The sequence below is a fragment of the Levilactobacillus namurensis DSM 19117 genome (genome assembly GCF_001434785.1).
In the GTDB taxonomy this organism is placed as follows: domain Bacteria; phylum Bacillota; class Bacilli; order Lactobacillales; family Lactobacillaceae; genus Levilactobacillus; species Levilactobacillus namurensis.
The window spans coordinates 37,347-62,490 of record NZ_AZDT01000046.1 but is presented as its reverse complement, the minus strand read 5'-3'; the positions used below and the strand labels follow the sequence as shown (position 1 = coordinate 62,490).

The following is a 25,144-nucleotide window of genomic DNA, read 5'->3' as shown; positions in this document are numbered from 1 at the left end:
CGAGGATAGGACGTTGCCACGCGACGTGAAGAACCCAGTGATTGGGTTCTTTTTTTATACCCAAAATTCGTAGTGCCGGAGTTTGGAGCCCCCCCAGATTCCTTTAATCCTAACGATAACGCTACGGTGCTGAAACGTGCGGCCAACCACCAGAACGCCCTAAAAAAGCCAGCCCTCACGAGGAGAGCTGGCTTTTTTAGAGACTTAAGACTTAGTCGTTAAACTGGTAAACCTTCGTTTCGTATGGCCGCAAGGTGGTCCCGGCGTCGTCAGCGTAGTTGCCAATCAATCGTTGACTAGCCTGAGCTTGGCCGTAATCACGAGTCACGGATTCCGCCGTGAAGTTACTAATGACCAATAACGTCTGGCCCTGGTAGTGCCGCTTGTAAGCAAAGACCTGGTTGTCTTCTGGGTCCAGTGCTTGGTAACTCCCGTAGACGATTAGGTCGCTGTGGTGCCGCAACGCAATCAACTGGCGGTAGTAATTAAAGACGGACTGATCATCATCGACCTGGGATTTGGCGTTGATTTGAGGATAGTTTGGATTCAGCGCAAACCACGGTTTACCGGTCGTAAACCCTGCGTTGGCGGTCGCGTCCCATTGCATCGGCGTCCGGGCGTTATCCCGAGAGATGTGGGCCAGATATTTCAGCATGGTCTGACTGTCGACCAAGTGATCTTCTTCAACGTTTTGGTGGTAGGCGTTCAGACTTTCCAGATCTTCGTAATCACTGAGCTTAGTGTAGTGGACATTGGTCTCCCCCAGTTCCTCGCCTTCGTAGACGTACGGCGTTCCCTGTAACATGTGCAGGGTCGTCCCCAACATCTTGGCAGCTCGAACCCGGTATTGCGGGTCATCGGTCGCAAAGCGGGAAACGGCGCGCGGCTGGTCGTGGTTGTTCCAGTAGAGACTGTTCCAACCCTTACCATCTAAGGCCGTTTGCCACCGGGATAAGGAGCGCTTGAGGTCAATTAATTGAACGGGCTGGTCGTTCCACTTGCCTAGCCGTTCATCGGGGTTCGCGGAGAGCCCCACGTGTTCGAATTGGAAGACCATGTTCAGTTCATTGGCATCCAGGCCAGTGTATTGAATGGCGTCTTCAGGCGTAGACCCCGGCATTTCCCCAACCGTCATCACGTCGTAGTGGGACAACACTTCCCGGTTCATTTCCTGGAGATAGTCGTTGAGCTTAGGACCATCGGACACCAGCGGCTCCGAGTTCCCGTACTGGGCTCCGGGAGCGACCGGTGCGTCTGGGAGGCCGGCGGGCTTGGAGATCAGGTTGATGACGTCCATCCGGAAACCGTCGACGCCTTTATCTAACCAAAAGCGCATCAGGTTCCAGACTTCCTGGCGAACTTTAGGATTCTCCCAGTTCAGGTCCGGTTGGCCGGGGGCGAAGAGATGAAGGTAGTACTGGCCCCGCTTAGGTTCGTAGGTCCAGGCGCCACCGCTAAAGTAGGACCCCCAGTTGTTCGGCGCATGGCCGTCGACTGGGTCGCGCCAGATGTAGTAGTCGGCATACGGGTTGTCCTTGGACTGGCGACTCTCTTGGAACCACTTATGTTGGTCAGAAGTGTGGTTGACCACCAGATCCATTAAGATCTTCAGGCCGGTCTGATGGGCCGTCGCCAGCATCTGATCAAAGTCAGCCATTGAGCCGTAGACGGGTTGAATCGCTTGGTAGTCACTGATGTCATAGCCGTTATCCTTATCCGGTGATTTATAGATGGGATTTAACCAGATGACGTCGGCTCCTAGCCGTTTGATATAGGGGAGTCGCTGGGTCAGACCGGCGAGATCACCGACCCCGTCGCCGTTAGAATCCTGATAGCTGCGGGGATACACTTGGTACACCACAGCGTTTTGCCACCATTTTTTGGTCATGATAAATGTCCTCCTTGTGGAATGAGTTACGGAGATTAATGTAAATTTCAATTTAGTAATCGCTTACAAAACCGATTTTAGCAGTTTCCCGAAGTCCTCGCAATAGCGTGAAGGCAAAAAGACAAACGTTTGTGTTAATTTGGAGCGAGGTTAGCGAAGGCGGTAACACTTTTGACCAAAAACCGGTAGAATAGAAGGTAACCATTAAACAATCAGGGAGGTGACCATGATGGGCGTAACCATCAAAGATATCGCTAAACAAGCGGGGGTCTCGCCCGCGACGGTTTCCCGGGTGTTGGCCAACAAGGCGGGCTTCTTCGGCGCCCAGACGGCACAAAAGGTCCGACAGACGGCCAAGGAACTGGGCTACCGGAAGAACACGGCGGCGACCGAACTGGTCACGCAACGAAGCCATGACTTGGCGGTCATCGTCAACACCACCAAGACCAACTTTGCGACGCAGATCATCGAGGGCATCCAGGCCACGGCGTTTCCCGCGGACCTCAACGTGATTATCCTGTACGCCGGCGATGGTGATGCGGAACGGCAACGCCGGGCATTGGAGACTGTGATTGAGCGGTCGGTACGGGGGATTCTCCTGCTCTCCGTGGACCTAGCGCCGGAAAACTTAGCGCTTTTACAATCCACGGAGATCCCGTACTGCTTCCTATCCATCTCGTTCGAGGGCCCCAAGATGCCGTTCATCACGTCTGACGATTGGCAAGTGGGGTATCAGGCCACCAAGTACCTGTTGGAACGGGGCCACCGCCGAATCGGACTAGCGGCTGTCGATACCCAGGTCTCCATCACCGGGCAGCTCCGGGAGGCCGGTTACCGCCAGGCGCTGGCTGAGGCGGGAATCACCCCACGACCGACGTGGATTCACCCGGGAGATTACAGTTACCCGGCCGGTCAAGCGGCGATGCAGGCGTACGGGGCTCACCCGGACGTCACGGCAGTCTTGGCCGGCAGTGATCTGGCGGGAATTGGTGTGATGAATCAAGCCCGGATGCTGGGCCTGATGGTGCCCGTCGACCTGTCCGTGATGAGTATCGACGGGACGGACTTGTGTGACATCGTCCAGCCGCAGCTGACCAGTCTGACCCAGAGCTTCTACGACATGGGTGTGGCGGGCGTTAACCGGATGCTGGCGACCGAGACACCGCAACAACAGCGCTTTACCCCAATTCAGGTGGTGGCGCGGGATAGCGTGGTCGATTTTGTGGCACGAACTTAGAATTTGTTGAGGCTGGTGGTCTCCCGTTAGTGGGGGACCACTTTTTGAGTGGTATGCTTAAAAACTTTTTAATGGCGAGCCAATGCGACAATCCTTACGGCGCCCGGGGGTCTCCGTTGCGAAGGGGGTCAATCATTTACACAAACGTTTGAGTTTTTGATTTAACGCTATTGCAAACGTTTGTGTTCGGTGCTAGCATAAGCATCGTAGTAAGCGCTTACAGTAACCGGAATTATTTTGAAATCGGGAGGCAACAACATGAAAGTTAGCAGTATTTCGAACACTTCTCAAGCGCACCCCGTTGCGACGCCCGTAAAGCCGAAAGTCACTCATCATCTGCCATCATTGAAGTTAAGTACGATTTTTGCCATGACTTTTGGATTTTTCGGGGTCAATATGGCCTTTTCCTTACAACAATCACAACTAGGTCGTATCTTTCAAACGATTGGGACCGACCCGAACAAGCTGGGCTTCTTCTTTATCCTGCCGCCGTTGGCCGGGATGGTCATTCAACCCTTGATCGGAAAGTACTCCGATAAGACCTGGAATCGGTTTGGCCGCCGGATGCCGTACCTATTGATCGGTGCACCGGCTGCCGCCATCGTCTTGGTCTTGCTTCCCAACGCCGGATCGTTTGGCTTTGGTTACGGGTCCGCCGCGGCGCTGTGGTTTGCCGCGGTCGCCACCCTGTTTATGGACCTGACGTCTAACGTCTGCATGCAACCCTTCAAAATGGTGATTGGGGACATGGTCAATGAAGACCAAAAGGACTTGGCTTGGTCTTGGCAACAATCATTTTCTAACCTAGGCGGTGTCGTTGCTACCATGGTGCCCTTTATCCTGGCGGCCTTTGGAATCGCCAACGTGGCCCCCAAAGGGGAAGTTCCATTAACGGTTAAGATTGCCTTTTACCTGGCCGCCATCGTCCTACTGGCGACGTCCATCGTCACGATTATCAAGGTGCATGAATATGACCCCGCGACTTATGCGGATTACCATAACCTAGACACTACCAAGAAAGTTAAGCAACCCAGTCTGTGGCAACTTCTTAAGACTGCACCAAAAGTCTTCTGGGAAATTTCTGTGGTCCAATTCTTTACCTGGTTCGCCATCCTCTACTCCTGGACCTACGCGACGGGAGCGATTTCGTTGAACGTCTGGAACACCAGTAATTCCGCTTCGGCGGGGTACCAAGCCGCTGGGAATTGGTTCGGGGTGCTGACCTGCATCCAATCCATCGCGGCGGTGGTCTGGGGCCTATTGGTTCAAGCCCACACCAAGCCGAGTCACCGGAAGTTCTGGTATCAGGTCGGGTTGTTAGCCGGCGCCGCGGGCTTCTTCGGCATCTTCTTTATTCACAATAAGTGGTTGCTGATTATTCCGTTTATCTTGATTGGGATTACTTACCTGACCATGAACACGCAGCCGTTTACCTTACTGACGGAAGCCCTGAATGGTGAGAACGAAGGGTCGTATCTGGGCCTATTCAACTGCAGTATCTGCTTGCCACAGATCTGTGCCTCCGTTGCCAGCTTCTGGATCTTCCCGTGGGTCGGTCATTCGATGCCCGCGATGTTCCTAGTTGGCGGGGGTTCCCTGATTTTGGCTGCGTTGAGTGTTCATTTGATTCATTCGAAGTTTGATGATCAACCGGCGGCTTAAAACGGAAGCGTTGCGGTTGATTATGGGAGGTTTTTTAATTGGCAAATTCAAAGTGGTTTCAAGATTCAGTCGTCTATCAGATTTACCCACAAAGTTTTCAGGACAGCAATCATGATGGAATTGGGGACCTCAACGGCATTACCCAGCGTCTCGACTACTTGCAAAAGTTAGGCGTCGATGTGTTGTGGCTCAACCCAATCTACCAGTCACCGTGCAAGGATAATGGGTACGACATCGCCGACTATAAGGCGATTAATCCCCAGTATGGCACCATGGCCGACTTCGACCATTTGCTGGCGGAAACGCACCGGCACGGGATGAAGCTATTGATGGACTTGGTGGTCAACCACACGTCCAATCAAAACGCTTGGTTCCAGGAAAGTAAGTCGTCACGGGACAACCCGTACGCCGACTACTATATCTGGCGCGACCCGGTCGATGGTCACGAACCCAATAATTGGGGAGCGGCCTTTGGCGGTTCGGCCTGGACCTATGTCCCGGAACGAGGACAGTATTACCTGCACCTCTTCGCTCCTGGTCAACCCGACCTGAACTGGGAGAATCCCGACGTCCGCAATGCCGTATGGGACATCATGCGTTTCTGGTTAGACAAGGGGGTCAATGGCTTCCGGATGGACGTCATCAACCTGATTTCGAAACCAGCCGGGTTGCCGGACGCGCCAGCACCCGCCAACTACGCGACCGTTGAGAAGATGGTCGCGGACGGGCCTAAGCTCAACGACTACCTGCATGAAATGAATCGGGAAGTGTTGTCCCACTATGACGTGATGACGGTCGGGGAAATGCCGAGTTCAACCCCCGAAGACGCCGTAAAGTATACGGGACTGAACAGCCATGAATTGAACATGGTCTTCCAGTTCCAACACGTGACGTTGAGTCCTAATCCAGATAAGCATTTGGCCAAGTGGAACGACCAACCGGTGAAGTTAACGGAACTCAAGCAAGCCTTAGGGCGGTGGCAAAAAGCCCTAGACGGGAAGGGCTGGAACAGCCTCTACTGGAATAACCACGACCAACCCCGTGCTGTTTCTCGTTTCGGCGATGACCGCCCCGAATACCGGGTCCGGTCGGCGAAGGCTTTGGGCACCACCCTACACATGTTGCAAGGTACGCCCTACGTTTACGAAGGTGAAGAGCTGGGGATGCCCAACGCGCACTATAGCCAATTGAGCCAGTACGAAGACCTTGAGTCCATCAACTTCTATCACGAACTCGTTGAGCAAAAGAAGTTGGTTGACGGACCGACCATGCTGAAGTACCTGGCGCACATGTCACGGGATAACGCCCGGACGCCGATGCCGTGGGATGCAACGACTAACGCAGGCTTTACGGACGGCACACCGTGGTTTGCGTTGAATCCGACTTACCCCACCATTAACGCCCAAGCAGCGTTGGCGGATCCTGATTCAATCTTCTACTACTACCAGAAGTTGATCAAGCTCCGGCACCAGACGCCGATCATTCGCTACGGGACTTACCAAGAAGTGGACCCAGATGATGAGGCCGTCTTCACGTTCCGGCGGCATTACCAGGGCCAGACCTTGCTAGTCATGACCAACTTCACGGACCAGTCCGTTGAGCGAGATTATGGCCAAGCCCAGGCGACCCAGCGCTTAATTGGTAACTATGCCGATGACCAGGGGACCACTTTACGACCATACGAAAGCAAGGTTTACCTGTTTGACTAAAACACACAAAAGCGCTGTAAAATCGGGTGATTTTACAGCGCTTTTTTTCGGTCTAAACGGCGGATTACTTCGCAATATAAGTGGTCTTAAAGTCGTAAGGCACACCGGCGGGGTTGTAGATGATGTTCTTGACGTTGGTCCGTAAGAGCTGTGACTTGGCGGATTGGTACAGTGGAATCGTCCCCTGGTCCTTCAACAGGACCTTTTCGGCGGCGACTAACTTGGCCCAGCGCTTGGCGGGTTGGTTCCCGTACTGGTTTTCCGATTCGTCCAATAGCTTGTCGAATTGGGCGTTCTTCCAGCTGGCCGTATTGTAGCTGGAGTCGGCTTCGTAGACGTCCAAGAAGTTGATCGGGTCAGCGAAGACGGATTGCCAGCCGCTAAAGGTCAGGTCGTAGTTACTGTTGTGCTGCTGAGTGATCAGCTGAACGTAAGGCACCGTCTTGATGGTGATCTTGACCCCCGGCAACTTGTTTAAGGCGCTTTGGATAAATTCAGCGGCTTGCTTGGCGGCGTCGGTGTCGGCCACGGACAAAGTGGCGTTGATGGCCTTGGTGCCGGTTGCTTGGTAGCCCTGTGCCAAAAGCTTCTTGGCCCGCTTGAGGTCGTAGCTGGTGGCGGACTTCACGGCCGCTTCCTTACTGAAATCTTCTCCGGTCTTAGGGTTGTTGCCCATGCCGGCGGGCACGAAGCCCGTGGAAGCTACGGAGCCATCTTGCAGGACGTTCTTGACCAGCTGGTTCCGGTCAATGGCCGCGGAGAAGGCTTGGCGCACCTTGACGTTCTTGAAGGCCTTGACCGTCTTTTCATTTAAATCCAGGCGTTGGGTCCCCGTGGGGAGGCGTTTGACGAAGTTTTCGTTGTTCAAGTTGTTCTTGACCTGCTGACCACTCAACAGGGTTTCGTCGGTCTTCTTGGCGTTGAAGAGGTTGTAGCTGGTAGTGGTGCTGGTGGTGACCACTTCGTTGATCTTGGTCAGGTGTACGGCGGAACGGTCCCAGTAGTGGGCGTTCTTGGCTAGGGTCCAGGACTTGCTGGTCCCGTTCCACTTGGTCAACTTGAAGGGACCGTTATAGACGGTCTTGTCGGAGCGAGTCCCGTAAAGCTTGCCGTAGTGGTCGACAGCCTTTTGGTTCAGTGGGTAGAAGAGCGGCCAGGCCAGCAGCTTCTTGAAGTAGGAGACCGGCTTGGTCAGGTTGACGGTCAGTTGGTACTTGCCGGTAGCTTTGATGCCCAGCGCGCTCAGCGGTTTCTTGCCGGCATTGACGGCCTCGGCGTTCTTGACCTGGAACAGGTAGAATGCGTCTTGTGAAGCGGTCTTGGGGTTGACCGTGCGTTGCCATGAGTAGACAAAGTCTTTGGCGGTCACGGGTTGGCCGTTGGTCCACTTGGCGTTCTTGCGGAGGTTGAAGGTGTAGGTCTTACCGCCGTTGGTGACCTTGGTGCTGGTAGCTAGGGCGTTTTGCGGGGTCCCCGATTTGTCGAGCCGGTAGAGGCCTTCTTGGGTGTTTTGGAGGACCGTGAAACTCAGGGTGTCGGTGGCCTTGGAAAGGTCGGCCGTGGCGAGTTCCGAGGATTCGGTCCAGTTCAATTCTTGTTTGGCGGCGTACTTGGAATTGCCGGTGGCTTTGCTGGTGGTCTGGGTGCCGCAGCCGGCGAGGGCCAGGAGGCTCAGGGCGGAAACGATTAAGTAAGTGGTGGTTTTACGATAGGACATGTCAGTCAGCTCCTTTAGAGAATCATCGGGGTCAAAAAAATCGCCCCTATGTCTTAGACATAAGGACGATTACTCGTGGTACCACCTTGATTTATGACCGGCTCACACCGATCACCTCCGTAACTTCTCCGCGTACGTCGGAAAAGTCGGTGGCGGTAACGGGCCACAAGTCGGACAATTAGCTTGCACTGATCATCAGCGAACCAGGCTCATCTTCATCTCATCGTTGTAAGCCACCTTCTCAGCTACCGGTGGTCTCTGGCACTTAGCGGATGCGATTACTCTTCCTGGCATTGCTTTACAAATCTATTAAATTTCTAATGTGATTCTAAGAATAATCACTTTGGTGCAATTTGTCAACGGAAAAATTGAAAGTTGTTTTGCCGATGAGGGGCGTTTGAAGGGGGCATACATAGAAGAAATGGGGATGCTGGTGAGCTAAAAAAATTAGGTTAGAACCATTTTGAACGGGCAAAACCGTCAGTGAGTCGATGGACTCATTGGCGGTTTTGGGTACCTGAGAGACTTGAAACGGGACGCTTAGTTATTCCCGATGTAAGCGTCAGTGAAGTCATAAGGCACACCAGCGGGGTTATAGATGATGCCCTTGACGTTGGTCCGTAACAGCTGCGATTGGGCCTGTTGATACAGCGGAACCGTGGCTTGGGTCTTCATCAAGACCTTTTCGGCGGCGACTAGCTTGGCCCAGCGCTTGGCGGGTTGGTTACCATCCTGGTTCTCGGCCTGATTGAGGAGGTCGTAGAATTGGGCGTTCTTCCAGCCAGTGGTGTTAAAGCTCGAGCCCTTGGCGAAGACGTTTAGGAACTCGATCGGGTCGGCAAAGACCGATTGCCACCCGCTGAAGGTCAGCTGGTAGTTGCCGTTGGCTTGCTGGGTCATCAGTTGGACGTAGGGCACACTCTTGATGCTAATCTTTACGCCGGGCAGCTTTTGCAAGGAACTCTGGACGAACTCGGCGACCTTCTTAGCCCCGTCCGTATCGGAAACGGAAAGGGTGGCGTCGATCGACTTGGTCCCGGTCTCCTTGTAGCCCTTGGCCAGCAACTGCTTGGCGCGCTTCAGGTCATACGTGGCGGCTGACGGCACTTCGGCCTCCTGGTCGAAGGCTTCCCCGGTCTTGGGGTTCTTGCCAATGCCGTGGGGCACGAAGCCGTTAGAAGCTACGGATCCATCTTGAAGCACGTCGTTGACCAGTTGCTTACGGTCGATGGCCGTGGAAATGGCTTGCCGGACGGCTAGACTCTTGAAGGCTTTGACCTTATTTTGGTTGAAGTCCAGGCGTTGCGTCCCCGTGGGGAGGCGCTTGACGAAGTTTGGATTATTCAAGCTGTTCTTGACTTGTTGGCCGTTGAGGCTGGTCTCGTCAAGCTTCTTGGCGGTGAACAGGTTAAAGCTGGTCGTGGTGCTCTGGTTGACCTGGTAGTTGATGGCGGTCAGGTGTACGTTGGCGTGGTTCCAGTACTTCGGATTCTTAGCCAGCGTCCAGGTCTTACTGGTTCCGTTCCACTTGGTCAGCTTGTAAGGCCCGTCGGAAACGGTGGTAGCCGAAGTGGTCCCGAACCGTTTGCCGTATTGTTGAACGGCCTTCTGGTTCAGGGGGTAGAACAGCGGCCAGGCGAGGAGCTTGCTGAAGTACGACACGGGCTTGGTCAGATGGACTTCTAACCGATAGTCGCCGTCAGCCTTGATGCCCAGGGTGCTGGGGGCCAGCTTCCCTTGGTTGATGGCTTTGGCGTTGCGGACGGCGTACATGTAGTAGGCGTCCTGGCACGCGGTCTTAGGATCTAGTGACCGTTGCCACGAGTAGACGAAGTCGTGAGCCGTGACCGGGTCACCGTTGGACCATTTGGCGTTGTGTCGCAGGTTAAAGACGTAATCCTTCCCGCCGTTGGTGACCTTGGTGCTGGTGGCAATGGCGTTGGCGGGCTTACCGGTCTTGTCTAGGCGGTAGAGCCCCTCTTGGGTGTTTTGAAGCATGGTGAAGCTAACGGTATCCGTGACTTTGGAGAGGTCAGAAGTGGCGAGTTCCTGACTCTCCGACCAGTTTAGAACCTGGTTGGCGGCGTATTTCGAGTTGCCGGTGTTTCCCGCGGCTTTGGAGCCGCAGCCCGCCAAGGCCAGTAAGCTGATGGCGGATAATGCGACGTAGATTCCCTTGTGTTGCATAGACCCATCTCCCATTTGGTATAAAAAAATCGTCCTCATGCAATTTGCATGAGGACGATCTCCCGTGGTGCCACCTCGTTTTGTGATGGGTTCACACCCACCAGCTCCGCAACTTCTCCGCGTACGTCGGAAAAGTCGGTGACGGTAACGGGTCACGAATCGAGCCAACAGCTTGCACTGCGGGCCAGCAATCAGGCTCATCTTCGTCGCAGGGTTGTAACCCACCTTTTCAGCTGCCGGTGGTCTCTAATGGTTAGCGGAAGCGACTACTCTTCCTGATATTGCGTTGCGTTAATCGGTTGTTGAATATGGCCTTACTTTAGTGCGGAACGGGCGGGCTGTCAACAGGGGAAATTAGGTTGGGGGGTGATGGACCGGACGAGATTTGGGGTGGCTATATGGTAGGATTTTATATAAAAATATTTATATAAAGTTTTTGCGGAACACGGAAACAGCGGGAAGGGGGAGAAAAGTAATGAAAATGGTACGGTTTAATCAATAACTTGGTTTGTTATTAATAACAAATAAACGGTAATTAGCACCTGAAGATGCCCGTCGCAACTGCCATTAGTCTGGACGTAAAATAGGTTTAGCTAAAACTAGCGAATTATTAAAGACAGGGGCTGTTTAGACCATGAAGAAGTTTCTTTTAGGACTGTTGATCCCAGTGGCTTGCGTCAGTGTTTCCTCCGTATCGGCGAACGCAGCTAAAGTTTACGACGGAACGCCCAGAGCCATTCGTGGCTACTACCGCACCAAGATGCACAAAACGTATTTTGGGCATCACAAGTATTATTGGAACTTTCGAACCTTACATATCACGGGAAGTCGAATCACTGAAGATTATGGTGCCCAAACGGATCAAGCGTTGGTTTACCGGTTAGCGCACAGCAATCTTAGCAAGCATGATTTTATCTTGGGGGGGCGTTACGTGCCAATGGGCGGTGAATCCCCAGCTTATTTAGCATACATGCACAAGACCAAAAAAACGTTAAAAGTTGATTACTTTGATGAGTCCGGGTCTAAGGTAACCGGGCATGCCACCTATTATAAGTTTAGCGGTAAGACGTCTAAGGTTAGAAATTACCCTTACAAATAAGATTTAGAAAATTGTAGAATCCGTCAAAAATAACCTTCCTTAACGCCAGTCAGCGTCAGGGAAGGTTATTTGTTTTAGCCACAATAAGGTACGGGCTTGCTGTAGTAGTAGCCTTGCGTGGTTTGTGCGCGGTATTTTTCGGCCAAGGCCACGTCGGATTGATCCTCGATGCCTTCAACGGTGAGGCTCAGGTGATACAGGTCCGCAACGTCGCGCCAAGTCTGCAGACTGTTGTGAATCTCAGACTGCCGGTGTTGCCGACGGAAATTCTGGAGGGCGAACTTGATTGTGTCCATAAACGGGAGAATCTCACGAACCGCCGACGTCCAGGGGTTATCGGTCCCGACATCATCCAGACTTAATTCAATATCGTAGGCCTTGTACAGTGCGGCGAAACGGTGCACTTCGCTTAAGGACGGCGCTTCGGTCAGTTCAATGATCAGGTGCAGGCCCGGGACGGACTTTTTCAGACTAATCAGATGGCCAATCGTTTCTTGGTCGTTGAATTGTTCGCGGTTCAGGTTAAAGGAAATCTGGGGATTGTTCGGATGGTCACGAAGAATGTTCGTGATTTCCCGATGCGACAGGACCATCTGTTGGGCCATAGAAACGGCCGTAAAATTGGTCGGCGTTACCCAGTAATCGTGGTGCGAAGAGCGTAATAACAATTCATAACCAGCTAGCTTTTGGGTAGCCACGTTGATTTGTGGTTGAACAAAGAAACGATACATCGGGATTAAAATCCCCTTTCCATAAACTCGATGAGTTTCATACTACCCGCAATTATACAGCCTATGTCGTAAAATAGCGACTAAAAGGCGCTATCCAATATCAAAAACCAGTAACATTTTAACCGCGCATACCGTTATTCTTTCGGGTTTATTTTTATGGCTCTGGGGATGCTCACCCGCGTGAATCCCCCGGGACCCTAGGGGTTAGCGCCAGTGGCTACTTGCGAAAATCAGGGGATTCGGGGATGGCGTAATGCCGCGATTGTGATGCGCAGGCAGCCACATTTAGGACTTATTTAAGGGGCCTAGCGCTAAAAATGGGGGTTAATCGGTGGTATAGTAAATCTATTGAACAGGAAAGTAGGGGGTATCATGGCTAAGATTACGGCGTACGGGGTGCGGCCCAACGAGCGGCCGTACTTCGACCGGTTAAATCATGACCACTTCGAGATGACCTATGTGGCGGACTTATTGACCCACGCTAACGCCGACCAAGCTCGCGGTGCGGACGGGGTCCTGGTCCGCGGGAACTGCGTGGTGGACCGGGAAAACCTGAGCCGATTTTCAAAATGGGGAATTCGGGCGGTCTTCACGCGTTCTGTGGGCGTTAACCACATTGATCTCGCGGCGGCCGCGGAATTCGGTATCCAGATTGCCAGGGTGCCGGGCTACTCCCCGTATGCGGTGGCGGAACTGGCGTTGACCTTGGGGCTCAGCCTCTTTCGCCACGTTGATGCAGCAGTTCAGCAGACGCGTCAGGGGGACTTTCGGGTGCCCGCCAGTTACTTTAGCCGGGAACTCCATACGGCGACGGTGGGCATCATCGGTGCCGGACGCATTGGGATGGCGGAAGCCCGCCTCTACCGGGGGCTGGGTGCGCAGGTCATGGCCTACACCCCCCATCCTAAGGTCGCCGACCGGCAAGTGGTGACGTTCGGCGACCGCGCCACGGTACTGGGCCACAGTGACATCGTCTCGGTTCACGTCCCCTATATTCCGGGGGAAAACGACCAGTCTTTGGATCAGCACTTCTTAGCACAAATGAAACCCCAGGCCGTTCTGGTCAACACGGCGCGTGGCGAATTAGCAGACCCGGCGGCGATTTTACACGCCCTGGATGCCGGCCAGCTTGGCGGGTACGGGGCGGATGTGGTGACTCACGAGACCCAGTTGATTGGCCAGGACTTTGGCCAAGTCGCTACGGTCCCGGATGCGGCCGTGCGGCAATTATTAGCCCACCCGCGCGTGATGGTGACCCCGCACATGGGATCCTTCACCGAGCCGGCCTTAGAAGACATGATCAAAGTCAGCTACCAGAACTTTCGGGAATGGTGGGCGACTGGTCGGGTGACGAATGGGGTTTCAGTGCGAACCCATGGATAATTAGCTTAAAATTAATCACAAAGGACGTTTGATATGTTAAAGAGTAAAGAAAACAGAGTGCTCGCAATCTCCACCATCATTATTGGGGTGCTTGCGGGAATGGGATCGCTGGCGTTGAGCCTCTTTTATGACGTGATTGAGCACCTCTTCTTACGCTACAACGAAACCACTTGGTCGCCGGTGGCTTGGGCCGCGGGTGGTAAAATCCGGCTGATTTCGTTGGTGGTAGGGGGCATCCTAGCGGCCCTTTCGTGGTGGTTCATGCGCACCAAGATGAAGCCCACGGTCTCTATTAATCAGGGATTAGATGGTAAAAAGATGCCCGTGGGTACCACGGCGCTACACGTCTTCACCCAAATCTTTTTCGTGGGTGTCGGGGGGTCCGTCGGGAAAGAATTGGCGCCCCGGGAACTGGGAGCCATGCTCTCCCAGACCTGGCAACGGTTTATGAGTAAGTTCACGCCGGTCCAGTTGTCACCTGAAGACCGTAAGTTACTGGTGGCCGCCGCGGCCGGTGCCGGATTCGCCGGCGTCTACATTGCGCCGATTACCGGGACCATGTTTAGCCTCGAACTGTTGTTGAAACGCATTGATCAACGGTCGATTCTGGTTAGTCTGACGATGTCCATCGAAGCCATGCTGGTGGGGTCACTCCTCAAGGGGTTCCATCCCTACTATGGCGTTGGCAACGGAAAGTTTTCACTGATCAGTACCTTGGTGGTCTTGGTCGTGGGTCCGGTTTGTGGGATTTTGGGCTCATTGTTCCGCAAACTGTTTAAATGGGCGAACGCCCACCAGACCCGGGATAATAAGCTGCTTTGGCAGCTGCCGTTGGTCGCGTTGTTGACGGGGCTCATCGCCTTTTACTTCCCAGAAATCATGAGTAACGGGCGGCCCTTGGCCCAGACCGCATTTGCGACCACTAACGCTGGGTTTATCTTGAAGGTCTTGTTAATCGGGGCGGTCTTAAAGGCCCTGGTTACGGTACTTTCCCTGCGCGCGGGGGCCTCTGGGGGGACCTTGACGCCGTCGATTGCGATTGGCGCGGTAGTCGGTGTGACCTTTGGGATCGTGGTTAATCACTTTTTCCCCGCGGTACCGATTTGGGAAACTGGATTACTCGGTGCGTCTTCGTTATTAGCGGCTTCGCAACAGGCGCCGTTGATGGCACTATTTATGATCTTTGAAGTCTGTCATTTGAACTACTCGGCCCTGTTACCGCTGGGGTTGGGCGTTTGCTTGGCGGTGATTACGTCTAAGTATATTTTGAAAAAAGCACACTAAATTGACATATAGTGTAAAGAAATGGCACGACTTCGGAATTTTCCGGAAGTCGTGCCATTTTGTGGTTTGATGGGTCTCATGACTCATTGGAACGTTAAACAAGCGCCCATCATAATTGATTGTTAGGGTGTAGCTGTTTGAATTGCGCGAATAAGTCTGCAAGGGTGGGGTTGGGATTGCCCCGCCGATAAATCACCACAATTTCATAGTCTTGTCGCGGTGCCTGATGAACCGGAAGAAGAACGATATGACTATCTACCGTCATCAAGGATTGGTCTAGTAGCCCCGCCGGATAGAACGCCATGGCCTGGTCTAAGGCCACCGCCATCTGGAGTTGTTCCACACTGGTCACCCGCTTAATCTGTTGGTTATCCACCATGAAGGGCATCCGCGCTTGGAAGCTTTCTAGCAAGAAGGTGGAGGATTCGGGGCTGTAATACAGGACGGGCTTGCCGGCTAAATCGGCGGGGGTCAGGAATTTCTGCTGACTGAGGGGATTGAGCGTACTAACGCCCATCACCATCTCGCCGCTGAAGATGGGTTGCGTAGCTAGTTCCGGGGAGCTTAGCGTCGGGGCTTGTCCGTAGTTGATGGATAGGGCAGCATCCAGACTCCCGTTGCGGACACTCTCGACTAAATGTTCGTTACTTTCTTCACGCAGCGTTAAATATAAATTAGGGTCTCGTTTTTTCATTTGAAAGAGTGCCTGCCGTAATAACCGTTCTTCGAAGGCCGAGAAGTAGCCGACCTGTAACGTTCGCCTGGCCTGTTGATTGAACGCTTGCAGATCAGCTAGGGTCTGGGTGTAATTGTTAACCATGTCTTGCGCTGACGATTGAAAGAAACGTCCCTGGGGTGTCAGCGTAATTCGGTTGGCATGGCGCCAGAATAGGGTTACTCCCAGCTCTGTTTCAATCTGGGTGATTTGTTTGGAGATAGCGCGTTGAGAGCGATATTGTTTTACGGCCGCCTGCTTGAAGCTCCCATATTGGGCGACTTGCAGGAAGGTTTTAAGTTTATCGATATCCAAGTAAAGACCTCCTAGATGAACTTAAAGTTCGCCTAGCGAACCGAAACCCCGGTTTGCGGTGAACCAATTTACAGCTATGATAGTTCCTGAATCATTCAAGAGATTACATCCAGTTTACCTTAAAATGCTCACTAACTCACTATAAAATGGAGGAATCATCATGTCGCTTACCCAGAATACTGCTTATGATTTAGTCGTTGTCGGTACCGGGGCTGCGGGGACGTCCGCTGCCTTGGCGGCTGCTGAAAATGGGGCTACTGTCCTGTTGCTAGAAAAAGGTCGGCACACCGGTGGTAGCAGTAACTACACGGAAGGGCTCTTCGCCGTTGATTCTTATTTACAAAAAGAACAAGGCATTCACGTATCAGGCACGGAAGTTCTCAAAGAAGAAGTTGGTTACTCGAAGTTCCGCGCCGATTCACGGATCTGGCGGCAATATATCGACCATAGTGCGGATACCGTAGAGTGGTTGAAGGACCAAGGTGTCGAGTACGAAGGCGTTCAAGCCATGGGAGCTGGGGAAGCCACATGGCACATCTACAAAGGGATGGGGAATGCCGTCCTCCACGATGCTTTGTTACCTCAAACTGAGAAACGCGGTGTCGAGGTTCTGACGCAGACGCAAGCCGTGGCTTTAAAGCAGGATGCGAACCATGCCATTACGGGGGTCACTATCGAGAACGTGGCGACTCAAGAAACGGCCACGATTGCGACCCGTGCCGTGGTGTTGGCGACGGGAGGTTACCTGAACAACGCAAAATTAATGAAGAAATTAACCCACTACGATACAGATCGACTGGTACCGGTCAGTTCTGGGAAGGGGACCGGTGACGGGCTGACCATGGCCTGGGATGCTGGTGCGAAGTCGTATGGAACGGGGATGGCCATGCTCTTTGGCGGTTACTTGAAGGATCCCGACGAACCGTCATTTAAGATGATGCCTTCTCAGATGAACACGGCGGCTGGCCAACAACCCCTCCTATGGGTCAATGGGGATGGCGAACGTTTCGTGGACGAGTCTGTGGTTTATAACTTCTCTTACGCCGGGAACGCCCTGTACACTCAAGACCAAGTCTTTAGTATCTTGGACCAAGCCACGGTTGATCGGATGGCTAAAGATGGAAACTTCATGGGCCTGGGAGTTTACGTCAAGCGGGGCGAGAAGATGGACAAGCTGCAAGCCGAGATGGACCAAGCGTTGGCTGCCAAGAAGCCGTTCATTTTCAAAGCCGATAGTCTGGAAGACTTAGCCGCCCAGATGAATCTGCCTGTGGACCAATTGACCCAAACGATTGACCAGTATAACCAAGATTGTGCCAATGGTACGGATAGTTTGTTCGGTAAGGACGCCGATTACCTGGTTCCCGTTGCCCAAGGACCGTTCTATGGGTTCAAGTTAAACGTGGGTGCCTTCTGTACCATGGGTGGCTTGCAAGTCACGCCGGATAACCAAGTTCTGGATACTGCGGGCCAAGTCATGCCGGGACTCTACGCGGCAGGCAATGACGCCGCTGGGTTGGCGGGGGATACTTACGGCCCCAACATGCCCGGGACTTGCGTGGGGTACGCCTTCTACTCCGGACGGAATTCTGGAACCCATGCTGCTAAGTACGTTCAAAGTCAAAACGTCACGGAATAGGAGGATAATCATGAAATTAATCGGGATTGTTGGGAATAACGCCAACCGGTCCTACAACCGGACGCTACTTCAATACATGGCTAAGCATTTTGCGAGCGATGTTGAACTAGAAGTGCGTGAGATTGGGCAGTTGCCAATGTTTAACGAGAATTTGATGAAAGCCGTTCCCGAAGCTGTTACGGAGCTGATGACGGCGATCGAAGCGGCTGACGGGGTCGTTATTGCTACGCCCGAATACGACCATTCGATTACGGCCTGCTTGAAGAGCTGCCTAGAGTGGCTCTCTTGTGTGGGGCATCCCCTGACCGACAAACCCGTCATGATCGTGGGGGCCTCTTTAGGCCAACAAGGTACCTCGTGGGCTCAAACCCAGTTACGAGAAATCTTAAACTCTCCCGGTATCAATGCCCAAGTTCTACCCGGGAATCAGTTCATGCTGAGCTTTGCTAGTCAGAAATTTGACGAACAGGGACAGATGACGGATGCGCGGACCGTAGAATTCTTGGAGAAGTGCTTCGGGTCCTTCCAACGGTTCGTCCAAACTAACCGTGAGACGCAGTTAGCCCTGGCTTAGGGGCATTAGCAGGCTAGAAAAATACATTTAGTAAAAATGGTCCGTGAAAATCTTCAGATTTTCACGGACCATTTCTTTATGCGACGGTTTATTTTAAGTACCAGGTTAATCTTGACGCCGATTGGGATTCTCCATCGGGTTTTAATGAGCGTTCCAGCCTTGTCTTGACGCACCCAGTCAGGCCGATGACCACCTGCTAGTCTTGCAAATTCAACTCATAAGCCCGTCGCGCGTTATCCTCAGGATTCTCGGCGGGTTCGTCCACGTAGATCTTCCCCCGGAAGGCGTACCCGAAGCTGGTTACGATGGCCTGCATCCGCTTATTCAGGTCGTGGGTGTCGATACGGAAGTTGCGGATGCCGTCGCGGTAAGCCGAACTGATCAGGTTGGAGAAGAAGTAGTGGCTCAGGTGCTGACCACCAAAGTCGGCACCAATCGCGATCCGGTGAATCGTGGCGTAAGGGTCCGTGGTGTTTTGCCAGGCCCCGTTATAGATCTGGTGATAGTTAGGGTCGTCGGCCACCACCATGGTCGCCGTCCCCGCAATCTTCCCGTCCACCATTAACAACCAGCATTGTTGCGCAGCAATGTCGCGTTTCAACGTGGCGGTATCCGGATACCCGTCCTGCCATTGCGGGCTACCGTCGGCCTTTAATAAGGCCTTAGCGTTATCGATGATGGCCATAATGTCTGGCAAAGCTGCCAGGGTTGCGCGTTTGATATAAATTAAGCTCATAACAGAGCCCCCTTCGAGAATGTCTAAACCCTAGAATACCACGGTTGGACCGCAAAGGGCAGACAAAATCCGCCGTCCCTAAAGACCGCGGATTTTAAAAGTTACCAAATGCTAGAAGTGTTGCCGTAACTATCGAAGATTTGTGAGAAGGTATTCTCCAGCGAGCTGCCGATCACGCCGCCGACCAAGCCGCTAAAGATTCCTAGGGCTAAGGAGAGGGCGATGATGGCGACCACTAATAAGTAGAAAGTGTCCCACCGGGGTTGCGGCGTGTCGCTGACCACGCTGTAGACGAAGGCCATATTTAAAATCAGCATGGCCGCCCCAATCAGCAGGAACAAGAAGCCCCAACTGACCAGACCCGTCGCGGAGTCGACCGGCGTAAACAGACTAACGATGACGCCCAGCACTTCGATGGCGAGCCCCAAGTTTAACAGGCCCGCAAAGCTGGTGACGTAAGCCTTGAACGTCAGCTGACCGGTGGTGTCGTTAAGTCGCCGAAAGCCGTAGCCCACGCCCGCGTAAATGGCCAGCGTCAGCAGTAAGACAATCAGTACGGCAACGCTGACGCGCCAGATGATGCCCGTCAGGTTGAGCTCCAGGTTCGTGGCCTGATTGGCCGCGGACGCAGCCCGAAAGCCCAGCAACATCAGTCCCAGCGTTGGAAACAGGGCCGCTAGCAGGTAGGTCACGCCGCCGAAGAGAGCCGGGGTCTGCTCGACGGTTCGGGTAGGGTGCTTGACGGTTGCCAGCCACCAGGCAAAGTAGTTACCCGAGAAGCGTTTGACCCGTTGAACATCGTCGCGGCGCTGGTTAGGGGCCGCTTGGTCGGCGTTTGCGGCCTGTGAATGGGTCGTGGCTTGGCGCTGATCCGATGCGGTGTTCGTGGCTTGGTCCGGTGCGGCCGCAGCCGCTGGTGTCTTGAGTTGGTAACCGCAGTGGGTACAGAACTTAGCCCCCGCTGCGAGGGGTTGCCCGCATTGCGGACAGAATTTCGAGGTGGTCTTTTCCATATTAAAGTCCTTCCTTAGTCGTCATTATCGTGGTAGTCGTTGATCTTCTGCGCGGGTGTGATCTTCACAATCTGGTTGTTGAGACTCGCATCGCTATCGTGGCTGGTATCCTTAACCGTTGCCGTGTACTGGAAGGTCTGGATGTGGTCGTAGTCGTCGAGCATGAAGTCGTACTTGACCGTGTAGGTGACCAGACTGGTCCGGTCGGGACCGGGCTTGATGTCCTTGATGGTGGTGGTAATCGTGGTTCCGTCGATGTTGTCATCCTTATAGTAGCCTTGGCCCATGGACTTAAACTGCTGGTACTCGGTGTTACTACTGCCGTTTTCGAAGAAGGCGTCTAGGTCGTCGTCTTCGTCGTCCGTGGCGTCATCCATGTCACCGTTGTTCGATAGGTTCTCGATGGCCGTGAAGAGGTTACTGATGAAGTCGTCCGCGTCGCTTTCGTCAATCACGCCCGGATACTTGAGGTCGACGGTGTCCCCGTCGGCGTTCTTATCCAGCATCACGGTGTTCGACTTGGCCGTGCCGTTGGTCGACCCGTACTGAGCGTAAACGCTCATGTTGGCGGACCAAGGTTCGTCTTTGAGCGTAAAGGTCCCCGTGCTGTCGGCCGTCCCCACCTTCTTGCCGTTGAGGTAAATGGTGGATGCCGGGACCGTATTAAAGGTCGCCGAAATGGTCCGCAACTCGAGATCGTAGGTCTTATCGCTAGTGATGTGGTAGTCACTGCTGTTGGTCAGCTGATGACTGCCGACCTTACCGCTGGCCTGTAAGTGGTATTCGCCGGGGACCAGGGCCCCCAACTTCTTGGTATATGTATCGCTGTTCGCCGTGGCGACCGTGTGATGATCCAGGGAGATCACCGTCTTGGCGTGGTTGGTGGTGACCGTCGGATAGACCGGCGTGACGTTGATCTGGTACTTAGGGAAGAGCAGGAAACGGCGTCCCGTAGACCGGTAGGTGAAATGCCCGTCGGTGCTCCGGCCCCCAGCTGCCAGTTGAGCCTTTAAGCTGGCCAGCTGTTGGGGATGGTCACGGTAGTAGCGGTTGACCGGGACCAGCTTAGCGGTGGTCAATTTTAAATCAGCGCTACTGCTGGCGAAGTCGTGGGTCAGGTGTTTCCCGCTCCGGATATCGCTGGTGATGCGGTCTAGCGTGGTGGCTTTCGAGTAGTAGTGGCCACCCCAGCCAATCAGGCCAACTAGGACCACCCCAACTAGTCCCAGGCCCCACCACTTGGCCTTTTGGGACTTGGTCAGGGGTGTGCGCGGGCGCCGCTGGGGCGTCGGGGCTGGTTGCGGGGTCGTGGTCTGCGAAGCCGTTGGTTGCGGGTTGGGCTGTGTGGAGGCTGTTGGCTGCGGTGCCTCGGGCGTCTGGTCGTTGGTCACTTGGTCGGTGACCAGGTTGTACCCACAATTTTGACAGAACGTGTCGGTCGGGGCGACGGGTTGGCCGCAGTGGGGACAGAAGTTGGGTCGGTCGCCACTGGCTTGGTCGTCAGCGGGCGCGTAAAACGGACGTTGGTTCATAACGCGCCTCCTTAGACTTGCGGCTGGGCCACGAGGGCTTCGCCGTAGAGACAGAGTTGACTAGGGTTAGTGGGCTGCGGTTGAAGCACGATGTGGGCGCAACCGTCGTAGTGCTTGGCCAATAGAAGGGCCATCAGATGCTTCATCAGGTCCTCCCAAGCGGCCTTTTGCCCGGCTTGCGGGGCGACGTCACTTTCCGCGAAGACCAGGCCGGCGCTACGGTAACCCGCCGGAATCGTGGTGGCTTGGGTGATTACGAAGCGCTTAGTCTGGGCAATCTCGTCGTCCGTTAGGTCCAGCCCGGTCAGGGGGAAGGACAGATCACTACTGTGGGGCACCATGATGTAGTCGTCGGCTGCGGAGAGCTTAGCGCCACACTTCAGGCAGAAGTTGGCGTCGCCGGCGTTCTGGTACCCGCATTGGGAACAGATACGGCTAGTCGTTTGTTTCATGTTAAAGACTTCCTTTCAGTTAATCATCATCGTCATCGTTGGTTTCGAACTTACCGGTGCTGGCGTTGTACAGGCTGACGATCGAGTGGACTTGATCGTAGCGGTAAGTTCCGTCTGATACGCCGGTGTCCCGGTCGTAGGTCTTGATCTCGAGGACCTGTGGATGGGGTTCGGAGACCGTGTAGCGTTCATCATCGGGGTCGAAATCGTAGTCGTCACTGGCCGCGTCGATGGCTTCCTGGGCGTCCGAAGACATGTCAGCTTCCAGTTGTCCCCGCGTGGCACTGCTGGATTGGTCGTTGGGGTGCGGTTGTTCGCCGGTCCCGGAATTGCTGGTGGTCGTGGTGGTCGCGCTACTAGTAGTCTTCGCCGCCTTGGCGGTCAACGTGATGGCCTGGTTACGGTCCTGACTTCCCAGCAGATTCGTAGTGACGCTGGCCTTATCGCGGGTCCCCGATAGTTTGAACGTGTAGTGCCCGGGGAACAGAGGGCCGGCGGTGTAGGTGAAGTGGTCGTTCTTGGCCGTGATTACTGCGTCGTTGTTCGCCAGGATGGTGGCGTTGGCGGCGTTAGTGCTGAGGTGGGGATGCATGGTCGCCACCTGCAGCTTATACACGGGCAGGACGCCTAGGGTGTGGCCGGCCGTGACCAGCTTAAAGGTGTGGTCGCGGGTCTCGCCAGAATCCAGCAGGTCAGCGCGCATGTTCTTGACGTACTGGGGATGCTTGCGGGTGTAGTCCAAGAACGGCTGGACCGTGTCGCCCGTGATCTTGAGGCTGGGGTCGTCACTGGTCAGGTGCTTGGCTAGATCATTGCTTTGATTGGCCGTGATGGCGTCGGTGATCGTGGTGATCTGCTTGGGCTTTCCGGCTTGGCGGTGGTAAAAGCCGACACCTAGGAAGGCGACCACGATCACGGCCAAGACAATCACGCCACCCAAGACTTTGCCCAGCCAATGGTGGTGGGGCCGGGGCGTCGGTGAGTTGGCCCGCCGGCGACCAGCGGTGGCGGCCGGGGCCTGGGTCAGGTCGTAGCCGCAGTGTTCACAGAAGCGACTGCCAGCGGTGACGGGTTGATGACAATGCGGACAGGTTTGCATAGGGACGAAGCTCCTTTTTAAGAAATTAGATGGCTACTCTAATCATACAAGTTATAAATCACGCAGAACTAGGGTGGTTTTCCAGCTAAAAAAACAGGCCCATCAAGTGTTCTGACCTGACATTATTATACGCTAAACCGGGAAAGGGCGACGACCCGTTTTACTAAATTAAGCCATGAATTGCGGGTAAAATCCCGCGAGATTACAAAAGGCGCTCAGAAGTCGGAACTTCTGAGCGCCTAAGGCTTTAGTGTTCATGGGATTGACAATAGGTCTGGGCCGCGGCGAGCATATCGGCCGTCTGCTGGTTCAACAGGGGCGGCAGGTCGTCGAAGCTGAAGTACTGGAGATCCAGCGTCTCGTCGGTGGCCTGCTGGAGGGCCTGGCCGCCCACGGCGCGGACCAGATATAAGCGCGTGATCACTTGGGCTTGGTCGCCGTTGGGGTAGGTGGTGAACCCTTGGTCGAACAGTCCGATGGGGGCCACCAGCGCTACGTCGATGCCGCTGTCTTCTCGATATTCGCGGATGCAGGCGGCGTCAAAGGTCTCGCCGTACTCCAGGTAGCCGCCGGGCAGGCTCCAGTTGTGGGTGTCCGTCCGCAGGTTGAGTAAGACTTGGCCCTGGTCATTGAGTAGAATGCCCCCGCTCGCGTTTAACAGAATCGGTTTGTGCCCCACTAGGGCGCGGATTTCTTGGATATAGTTTGCCATCGAATCGACCTACTTTCCTTGAGGATTAGCCCTAGTGTACCGCAAACGCGAGATTATTTCTGGTTCGGGTGCCGGTAGTTCGCGTCGTAGAACTTGCCGGCGCGGATGTCGTCGGTCATCCCCGCGTAAGGGGCCTGGTTGATCACGTCATCGTTGTTCTGACCAGCGTCGCCAATGTAGGTGATCTTAGCGAATTCGGGAACCACCAACTTAGGGTAGGTGTCATACTTTTCGCGAGAAGCTTCCATTAAGTCAATGTGGTCGTTTTGGTAGGTCACCGTGATCTCAGGATGGTCTTCAACCCACTTGGGGAAGAAGATGGTCCCGTTGAGCTTCTTATCGTTCGGGACAAAGTCGAGGGCCACGTCGGTCCCGGTGGGTTCCGTCCAAGCCACCTTGTAGATGCCGGGAACCAGCATCACGATGTGGGCTTCTTGGTCGGTGACCCAGCGGCCGGCGACCATCCCACCGTGAATTCGGTAATCCACGGTGTGGTCGTTCTTGGCGTACCATTCGTATTCCCAACCGTTGTCGTAGGTGTAGATGAAGTGGGTGCCCAGGAAGTCGTCGAGAGTTTTAAAGGTTTTTTCAGTCATGTGTTGCGCGTCCTTTCTGTATTTACACTATGTCAATATTTACATGTTTTAAATAACTTGATTAGGATACGAGGATTGGTCAGTGAAGTCAAGGCCCAGCTTGAACTTTTTTTCAAAAACTGGTTCAATAAGGACAGGAAACCCCGGCAGACCGGGCAGAAAGGACTGAGCATCATCGGCCAGCGAAATCGACTGCAATACATTATTTTAGGGTTATTGAACCAGCGCTCCCAGACGGGCTATGATCTGACCAAGGCGTTTGATCACGAAATTGGGGAGTTCTGGCAGGCGCAACACAGCCAGATCTATCCCATGCTCAAGCGGATGGAGACCGATGGCGAAATCACCCATCAAGATGCGGTGACCGGTGAAAAGCTGGCCAAGAAGGTTTACCAGCTAACGCATAAAGGCCGCCAAAAGTTGGAGGCCTGGATCAGTGAACCGTCGCCGGAACTGACGGCGACCAAGGACGAGTTCATCCTTAAGCTGTACTTTATTCGGTCGGCGGATGACCCCCGGATCCCGGCGATGATTCACGAGCAGGTGACGTTACACCAAGCGCAGCTGGACCACCTCCACTTGCGGATGGCGACGGTCTTCCCGGACCAGGCCGCCATCGACGCCGCCTACGGGCACTACTTGATTCTAGAGCACGCGATTGAACGCGAGACCCAGTACTTAGCGTGGTTGAACCGCCATTAATGGTAGATTGGCACATCGGCCCCCCTGAATGGGGCGCCGGTGTGCTTTTAGTTTAAGGAACGGTTCTATTTACAAATGAGCGGTTTTTATGGTTTATGATCAAGGGGAGACATAGCCTTAGGTGTTAGTTAAAACCTATGCTATACTCCAAGGGAAAACGCC

Annotated in this window: 21 protein-coding genes; 9 read left to right on the top strand and 12 right to left on the bottom strand. The window is 54.1% G+C overall.

Going from position 1 to position 25,144, the window contains the following annotated elements:
- Positions 1 to 211: 211 nt before the first annotated feature.
- On the bottom strand, positions 212 to 1,888 hold the full coding sequence (locus FD30_RS07500) for a glycoside hydrolase family 13 protein (RefSeq protein WP_056944516.1): 1,677 nt from the start codon (positions 1,886 to 1,888) through the stop codon (positions 212 to 214).
- 229 nt (positions 1,889 to 2,117) lie between these two features.
- Here FD30_RS07500 and FD30_RS07495 point away from each other — a divergent pair, with 229 nt between their 5' ends.
- From FD30_RS07495 to FD30_RS07485, 3 genes are all read left to right on the top strand, one after another.
- Positions 2,118 to 3,125, top strand: a complete 1,008-nt coding sequence (locus FD30_RS07495) for a LacI family DNA-binding transcriptional regulator (protein WP_056944515.1) — start codon at positions 2,118 to 2,120, stop codon at positions 3,123 to 3,125.
- A gap of 369 nt (positions 3,126 to 3,494) precedes the next feature.
- Entirely contained in the window at positions 3,495 to 4,787 is a 1,293-nt protein-coding gene (locus tag FD30_RS07490) for an SLC45 family MFS transporter (protein ID WP_225426475.1), read from the top strand.
- A gap of 38 nt (positions 4,788 to 4,825) precedes the next feature.
- A complete protein-coding gene (locus FD30_RS07485; RefSeq protein ID WP_056944514.1) occupies positions 4,826 to 6,496 on the top strand; it encodes a glycoside hydrolase family 13 protein in 1,671 nt (556 codons plus the stop codon).
- 64 nt (positions 6,497 to 6,560) lie between these two features.
- Here FD30_RS07485 and FD30_RS07480 read toward each other — a convergent pair whose 3' ends face one another.
- Together FD30_RS07480 and FD30_RS07475 are read right to left on the bottom strand one after the other, a co-directional pair.
- Entirely contained in the window at positions 6,561 to 8,213 is a 1,653-nt protein-coding gene (locus FD30_RS07480; RefSeq protein WP_056944513.1) for a peptide ABC transporter substrate-binding protein, read from the bottom strand.
- A gap of 540 nt (positions 8,214 to 8,753) precedes the next feature.
- Complete coding sequence (locus FD30_RS07475) at positions 8,754 to 10,400, bottom strand: peptide ABC transporter substrate-binding protein (protein WP_056944512.1); 1,647 nt, start codon at positions 10,398 to 10,400, stop codon at positions 8,754 to 8,756.
- Positions 10,401 to 11,034: 634 nt separating this feature from the next.
- Here FD30_RS07475 and FD30_RS07470 point away from each other — a divergent pair.
- On the top strand, positions 11,035 to 11,499 hold the full coding sequence (locus tag FD30_RS07470) for a hypothetical protein (RefSeq protein WP_056944511.1): 465 nt from the start codon (positions 11,035 to 11,037) through the stop codon (positions 11,497 to 11,499).
- A 74-nt stretch (positions 11,500 to 11,573) separates the two neighbouring features.
- On the opposite strand, the gene FD30_RS07465 is transcribed toward FD30_RS07470, so the two are convergent.
- Complete coding sequence (locus FD30_RS07465) at positions 11,574 to 12,230, bottom strand: EAL domain-containing protein (RefSeq protein ID WP_056944510.1); 657 nt, start codon at positions 12,228 to 12,230, stop codon at positions 11,574 to 11,576.
- A gap of 372 nt (positions 12,231 to 12,602) precedes the next feature.
- Here FD30_RS07465 and FD30_RS07460 point away from each other — a divergent pair, with 372 nt between their 5' ends.
- Both FD30_RS07460 and FD30_RS07455 read left to right on the top strand, forming a co-directional pair.
- The gene (locus FD30_RS07460) at positions 12,603 to 13,613 is read left to right on the top strand and encodes an NAD(P)-dependent oxidoreductase (RefSeq protein WP_056944509.1); all 1,011 of its coding nucleotides are present in this window, start codon (positions 12,603 to 12,605) and stop codon (positions 13,611 to 13,613) included.
- A gap of 33 nt (positions 13,614 to 13,646) precedes the next feature.
- Entirely contained in the window at positions 13,647 to 14,897 is a 1,251-nt protein-coding gene (locus FD30_RS07455; RefSeq protein ID WP_056944508.1) for a chloride channel protein, read from the top strand.
- A 109-nt stretch (positions 14,898 to 15,006) separates the two neighbouring features.
- Here FD30_RS07455 and FD30_RS07450 read toward each other — a convergent pair whose 3' ends face one another.
- On the bottom strand, positions 15,007 to 15,927 hold the full coding sequence (locus FD30_RS07450) for a LysR family transcriptional regulator (RefSeq protein ID WP_056944507.1): 921 nt from the start codon (positions 15,925 to 15,927) through the stop codon (positions 15,007 to 15,009).
- A gap of 160 nt (positions 15,928 to 16,087) precedes the next feature.
- On the opposite strand from FD30_RS07450, the gene FD30_RS07445 reads away from it, so the two are divergent.
- Entirely contained in the window at positions 16,088 to 17,566 is a 1,479-nt protein-coding gene (locus tag FD30_RS07445) for a vinyl phenol reductase (protein WP_056944506.1), read from the top strand.
- A 10-nt stretch (positions 17,567 to 17,576) separates the two neighbouring features.
- Complete coding sequence (locus FD30_RS07440; RefSeq protein WP_082604846.1) at positions 17,577 to 18,140, top strand: NADPH-dependent FMN reductase; 564 nt, start codon at positions 17,577 to 17,579, stop codon at positions 18,138 to 18,140.
- A gap of 196 nt (positions 18,141 to 18,336) precedes the next feature.
- Here FD30_RS07440 and FD30_RS07435 read toward each other — a convergent pair whose 3' ends face one another.
- The 7 genes from FD30_RS07435 to FD30_RS07405 all read right to left on the bottom strand — a co-directional run bounded on the left by FD30_RS07435 (position 18,337) and on the right by FD30_RS07405 (position 24,280).
- Positions 18,337 to 18,876: a GNAT family N-acetyltransferase gene (locus FD30_RS07435; RefSeq protein ID WP_056944505.1), complete on the bottom strand. Its 540-nt coding sequence runs from the start codon at positions 18,874 to 18,876 to the stop codon at positions 18,337 to 18,339.
- 101 nt (positions 18,877 to 18,977) lie between these two features.
- Complete coding sequence (locus FD30_RS07430) at positions 18,978 to 19,889, bottom strand: zinc ribbon domain-containing protein (protein ID WP_056944504.1); 912 nt, start codon at positions 19,887 to 19,889, stop codon at positions 18,978 to 18,980.
- 14 nt (positions 19,890 to 19,903) lie between these two features.
- Complete coding sequence (locus FD30_RS07425; RefSeq protein ID WP_056944503.1) at positions 19,904 to 21,421, bottom strand: zinc ribbon domain-containing protein; 1,518 nt, start codon at positions 21,419 to 21,421, stop codon at positions 19,904 to 19,906.
- An 11-nt stretch (positions 21,422 to 21,432) separates the two neighbouring features.
- A complete protein-coding gene (locus FD30_RS07420) occupies positions 21,433 to 21,873 on the bottom strand; it encodes a zinc ribbon domain-containing protein (protein WP_024747312.1) in 441 nt (146 codons plus the stop codon).
- 19 nt (positions 21,874 to 21,892) lie between these two features.
- A complete protein-coding gene (locus tag FD30_RS07415) occupies positions 21,893 to 22,972 on the bottom strand; it encodes a TcaA second domain-containing protein (protein WP_056944502.1) in 1,080 nt (359 codons plus the stop codon).
- A 247-nt stretch (positions 22,973 to 23,219) separates the two neighbouring features.
- Complete coding sequence (locus tag FD30_RS07410; protein WP_056944501.1) at positions 23,220 to 23,684, bottom strand: NUDIX hydrolase; 465 nt, start codon at positions 23,682 to 23,684, stop codon at positions 23,220 to 23,222.
- 53 nt (positions 23,685 to 23,737) lie between these two features.
- Complete coding sequence (locus tag FD30_RS07405) at positions 23,738 to 24,280, bottom strand: phenolic acid decarboxylase (RefSeq protein ID WP_056944500.1); 543 nt, start codon at positions 24,278 to 24,280, stop codon at positions 23,738 to 23,740.
- 174 nt (positions 24,281 to 24,454) lie between these two features.
- Between FD30_RS07405 and FD30_RS07400 the strand changes: the two genes are divergently transcribed.
- A complete protein-coding gene (locus FD30_RS07400; protein ID WP_024747316.1) occupies positions 24,455 to 24,982 on the top strand; it encodes a PadR family transcriptional regulator in 528 nt (175 codons plus the stop codon).
- Positions 24,983 to 25,144 lie beyond the last annotated feature (162 nt).